General features: G+C 73.3%; 2 protein-coding genes. Both read left to right on the plus strand.

What is annotated here, in order from left to right:
* A partial coding sequence (locus ACOJVU_RS00660) for a type III polyketide synthase (protein WP_421528011.1) occupies positions 1 to 976 on the plus strand: 976 nt, incomplete at its 5' end.
* A gap of 48 nt (positions 977 to 1,024) precedes the next feature.
* Positions 1,025 to 5,598, plus strand: a 4,574-nt coding sequence (locus ACOJVU_RS00665) for an acyltransferase domain-containing protein (protein WP_421528012.1), incomplete at its 3' end; no start/stop codon positions are given.

Below are 5,598 nucleotides of genomic sequence, written 5' to 3' on the forward strand. Positions count from 1 at the left end.
GGGGTACGAGGACATCGTCCGGCAGCTGCACGCCAGCGCCAAGGTCAACAGTCGTCACCTGGTCCTGCCGCTGGAGCGGTACCCGAACCTCACCGAGTTCGGGGTGGCCAACCGGATCTTCATCGACAGCGCCGTCGACCTCGGATGCGAGGCCCTCGCGGGCGCCCTGGACGAGGCAGGTCTGCAGCCGCAGGACGTCGACGTGCTCATCACCGCGACGGTGACCGGCCTGGCCGTGCCGTCGCTGGACGCCCGGATCGCCGGACGACTCGGTCTGCGCGACGACGTGCGCAGAGTGCCTCTTTTCGGTCTGGGCTGCGTGGCCGGCGCGGCGGGTGTGGGCCGACTGCACGACTACCTGCGCGGCGCACCGGACGGTGTCGCGGCCCTGGTCTCGGTCGAACTCTGCTCGCTGACCTACCCGGGTTACAAGCCGTCGCTGCCGGGCCTGGTCGGCAGCGCGTTGTTCGCCGACGGCGCCGGCGCGGTGGTGGCCGTCGGCGAGCGCCGCGCCGAACAGGACCCGCACCTCAGGGCCGGCGGGCCCGACATCCTCGACTCGCGCAGCCATCTGTACCCGGACTCGCTGCGCACCATGGGCTACGACGTCGGCGCCGCCGGGTTCGAACTCGTGCTGTCCCGGGACCTGGCGGACACGGTCCGCCAGTATCTGGCCGATGACGTCACGTCGTTCCTGGGCGACCACGGCCTGACGACCACCGACATCGGCGCGTGGGTCACCCACCCCGGCGGTCCCAAGATCATCGAAGCGATCACCGAAAGCCTGAACCTGGGGCCGCAGGCCCTGGAACTGACCTGGCGCTCGCTCGGGGAGATCGGTAACCTCTCGTCGGCGTCGGTGCTGCACGTGTTGCGCGACACCATCGCCAAACCGCCGCCCAGTGACACTCCTGGGCTGATGATCGCGATGGGTCCGGGGTTCTGTTCCGAACTCGTGTTACTGCAATGGCACTGATGCGCGATCGGGGACTGCGCTGCGCGTTATGAGAGGCCGGGCCGCCCGGTGACCAGCAGCCACGATGAGCTCGTCGAGGCCCTGCGGAAGACCCTGAAGGAAAACGAGCGGCTCAAGCGCGAGAACCGTCAGTACCTCGCGCTGGCCACCGAGCCGGTGGCGGTGGTCGGGATGGGCTGCCGCTACCCGGGCGGGGTGGATTCACCGGAAGGCTTGTGGCAGCTGGTCGCGGAGGGCCGCGACGTGGTCTCCGAGTTTCCCGCCGACCGGGGCTGGGACGCGGTGGAACTGTTCGATCCCGACCCCGACGCGACGGGCAAGTCCTACACCCGCTCGGGCGGGTTCCTGGCGGACGTGGCCGACTTCGACGCCGCGTTCTTCGGGATCGCGCCCAGCGAGGCGCTGGCGATGGACCCCCAGCAACGCCTCCTGCTGGAGGTGTCGTGGGAGGCGTTGGAGCGCGCCGGGATCGACCCGTCGACGTTGCGGGGCTCGCCGACGGGCGTGTTCGCCGGGGTGTTTCACGGTTCCTACGGCGGCCAGGGCCGGGTACCCGGCGAGTTGGAGCGCTACGGGCTGCGCGGGTCGACCCTGAGTGTGGCATCGGGGCGGGTTGCGTACACCCTGGGGCTGGAAGGCCCCGCGGTGTCGGTGGACACGGCGTGCTCGTCGTCGCTGGTGGCGATGCATCTGGCGGCGCAGTCGCTGCGGTCGGGCGAGTGCGATCTCGCGCTGGCCGGTGGTGTGACGGTCATGGCGACCCCGGCGATGTTCGTCGACTTCAGCCGCCAGCGGGCCCTGTCCGCCGACGGCCGGTGCAAGGCGTACGCGGCCGCCGCCGACGGCACCGGGTTCTCCGAGGGCGCCGGGGTGCTGGTGCTGGAGCGGTTGACCGACGCGCGCCGGCGGGGCCATCCGGTGCTGGCGGCTCTGCGGGGTACGGCGGTGAACCAGGACGGCGCCTCCAACGGGCTGGCCACGCCCAACGGGCCCGCGCAGCAGCGGGTGATCCGCGCGGCGCTGGCCGGCGCCCGCCTGGGCACGGCCGACGTGGATGTGGTCGAGGGGCATGGCACCGGCACCACGCTCGGGGATCCCATTGAGGCACAAGCGCTTCTGGCCACCTACGGGCAGGACCGGCCCGCGGACCGGCCGCTGTGGTTGGGGTCGATCAAATCGAACATGGGCCACACGTCCGCCGCGGCCGGGACGGCCGGGGTGATCAAGATGGTGCAGGCGATCCGGCACGGCGTGCTGCCCAAGACGCTGCACGTCGACGCGCCCACGCCGCACGTGGACTGGTCGGCCGGCGCGGTGTCGCTGCTGACCGAGCCGCGCCCGTGGCCCGCCGAGGGCCGGCCGCGGCGCGCGGGCGTGTCGTCGTTCGGGATCAGCGGGACCAACGCGCACGTAATCGTCGAAGAGGTCCCCGCCGTCCCGGACATCCCGCCGACGCAACGCGCCGATGTGCCGGTGCCCTGGGTGTTGTCGGCGCGGTCGGCCGAGGCGCTGACCAACCAGGCCGCGCGACTGCTGGCGCACCTGTCGGCCGACGCGGATCTGCATGCGGTGGACGTGGGTTGGTCTCTGGTGTCGACGCGGTCGCTGTTCGAGCACCGGGCGGTGCTGGCGGGGCCGGATCGCGGGCGGCTGATGAGCGGCCTGGCCGGTCTGGCCGCCGGCGCCCCGGGCGCGGGCCTGGTGGTGGGCCGGGCGCGGCCGACGGGCAAGACCGTGTTCGTGTTCCCCGGCCAGGGATCCCAGTGGACCGGCATGGGCGCCCAGTTGCTTGACAGCTCAACGGTGTTCGCCGAACACATCGCCCGTTGCGACAAGGCGCTCGGCGAGTACGTGCAGTGGTCGCTGATCGAGGTCCTGCGCGGCGCGCCCGGCGCGCCCGGGCTGGACCGGGTGGACGTGGTGCAGCCGGCGCTGTGGGCGGTCATGGTGTCGCTGGCCGAGTTGTGGCGCTCGCTGGGCGTGGTGCCCGACGCGGTGATCGGTCATTCCCAGGGCGAGATCGCGGCGGCCTACGTGGCCGGGGCGCTGTCGCTCGAGGATGCCGCGCGGGTGGTGGCGTTGCGCAGCCGGCTGCTGGTGCGGCTGGCGGGCGGGGGCGGCATGGTGTCGCTGGCCTGCGGCCCGGACCGGGCGGCCGAGTTGATCGCGCCGTGGGCGGATCACCTGAACATCGCTGCGGTCAACGGTGTTTCGGCGGTCGCCGTCTCCGGCGACCCGGACGCGCTGGCCGGGCTGATCCGCCGTTGTGCGGCCGAGGACGTGCGGGCCCGCACCATCGACGTGGACTACGCGTCGCATTCGAAGCAGGTCGACGCGATCCGCGAGCCCCTCGCCGAGGCGCTCTTCGGCATCGCGCCCCGTTCCTCCTCGGTCGCCTTCTTCTCGACCGTCACCGGCGCCCCCGTCGACACCGCCGGGCTGGACGCCGAGTACTGGTACCAAAGCGTCCGCCAGACGGTGCAATTCGAGCGGGCGGTCCGTGCCGCGCACGCCGACGGGTACCGGGTCTTCGTCGAATCCAGCCCGCACCCGGTGCTGATCGCCGGCATCGAGGACACCGTGGCCGAACGCGGCGACGCCGTCGTTGTTCCCACCCTGGGGCGCGACGACGGCGGCCTGGAGCGGTTCCATCTGTCGCTGGGCCAGGCGAGCGTCGCCGGGGTGCGGGTGGATTGGCCCGCGGCGTTCGCCGGTCTCGACGCCCGGCGGGTACCGCTGCCGACGTATGGCTTCGTGCGGCGCAGATTCTGGCTGCCGCCCGGTGCGGCGGGATCCGATCTGGCCGCGGTGGGGTTGGCGGGCATCGAACACGGCGTGCTGGGCGCGGCGGTGGAGCGGCCCGACTCGGGCCAGACGGTCTTCACGGGCCGGCTGTCGCTGAGCGCGCAGCCGTGGCTGGCCGATCACGCGGTGGCCGGCACGGTGCTGTTCCCGGGGGCCGCCTTCGTGGAGTTGATGTTGCGGGCCGGTGACGAGGTCGGCTGCCCGGTGCTCGAGGAGCTCACCGTGTCGGCGCCGCTGGCACTGCCGGCGGTCGGCGGGGTGCGGCTGCAGGTCGTGGTGGCCGCTCCCGCCGATTCGGGATCGCGGGCGATGTCGGTGTATTCAGCTGCGGCGCAGCCCGGTTCGGGGTGGACGCTGCACGCCGCCGGAGTGTTGGGGTCGGGTTCGGTAGAGCCGGCCGCGGACCTGTCGGTGTGGCCGCCGGTGGGCGCGGAGGCGGTGGACGTCAGCGGCGCCTACGACGAGCTGGCCGGGCGCGGTTATCAGTACGGCCCGGCCTTCCGCGGACTGCGGGCGGTGTGGCGGCGGGGCGACGAGATCTTCGCCGAGGTCGAGCTGCCGCAGGACGCCGGGGTGACCTCCGGGTTCGGGATTCATCCGGTGGTGCTCGACGCCGCCCTGCACGCGCTGGGAGTCGCCGGCCCGCCGGCGCAGCTTGTGCTGCCGTTCTCGTGGCAGGGCGTGTACTTGCATGCGGAGGGCGCCTCCCGGGCGCGGGTGCGGCTGGCCGCGGCCGGCCCGGATGCGGTGTCGGTGGAATTGGCCGACCCGGCCGGATCGCCGGTGCTGTCGGTGCGGGAGTTGGTGATGCGCCCGCTGTCGGGCGGGCAGCTGACACCCGGCCCGGTCGGCGCCGACGGGTTGCTGGAGGTGGTGTGGTCGCCGGTGCCGCCGCGTGGCAGCGATTCCGGCGACGGGACCGTGGTGTGGGAGTGGGTATCCGGCGAAGGGCCGGTGACAGGTTCGGTGCGCGCGGCCACCACCGAGGCGCTGTCGGTGCTGCAGTCGTGGTTGGCCGGTGACGGCCCGGGGCTGCTGGTGGTGTTGACCCGGGGCGCGGTGGCCCTGCCGGGGGAGGAGGTCCGCGATCTTGCCGCCGCGGCGGTGTGGGGGTTGGTGCGTTCGGCGCAGGCCGAGCATCCGGGCCGGGTGATGCCCCTCGATTCCGACGGCTCGGTCGAGGCGGGTGATGTAACCGGTTGTGGCGAAACGCAGCTCGTGATCCGTGCGGGGGTCGTGTACGGCGCCCGGTTGACACCGCCGGCGGCGCCGGCGGGTTTGCGGCTGCCCGCGGACGGCTGGTGGCGGTTGGCGCCCGGCGGTGGAGGCACCATCGAGGACGTGGAGGTGCGGCCCTGCGCGGCTGCGGAACCGGGCGCCGGGCAGGTGCGGGTCGCCGTGGGGGCGGTCGGCGTGAACTTCCGGGACGTGTTGGTGGTGTTGGGTATGTATCCCGGTGGCGGGGACCTGGGCGTCGAGGGTGCCGGTGTGGTCGCCGTGGTCGGGCCCGGCGTGACCGGACTGGCCGTCGGCGACGTCGTGACGGGCCTCCTCGGGGTGGTGGGCCCGCAGGCCGTGGTCGATCAGCGCTCGGTGGTGCGCGTGCCGCGGGGCTGGTCGCCGGCCCGGGCCGCGGGCGTGCCGGTGGTGTTCCTGACGGCGTGGTACGGGTTGGCGGATCTGGCCGGGCTGCGCGCCGGCGAGCGGGTGCTGGTGCACGCCGCGACGGGTGGGGTCGGTATGGCCGCGGTGCAGCTGGCCAGGCATTGGGGCGCCGAGGTTTTCGTCACGGCCAGCCGCGGCAAGTGGGACACGTT

Origin of the sequence: Mycobacterium sp. THU-M104, from assembly GCF_049197365.1 — a bacterium.
In the GTDB taxonomy this organism is placed as follows: Bacteria; Actinomycetota; Actinomycetes; order Mycobacteriales; family Mycobacteriaceae; genus Mycobacterium.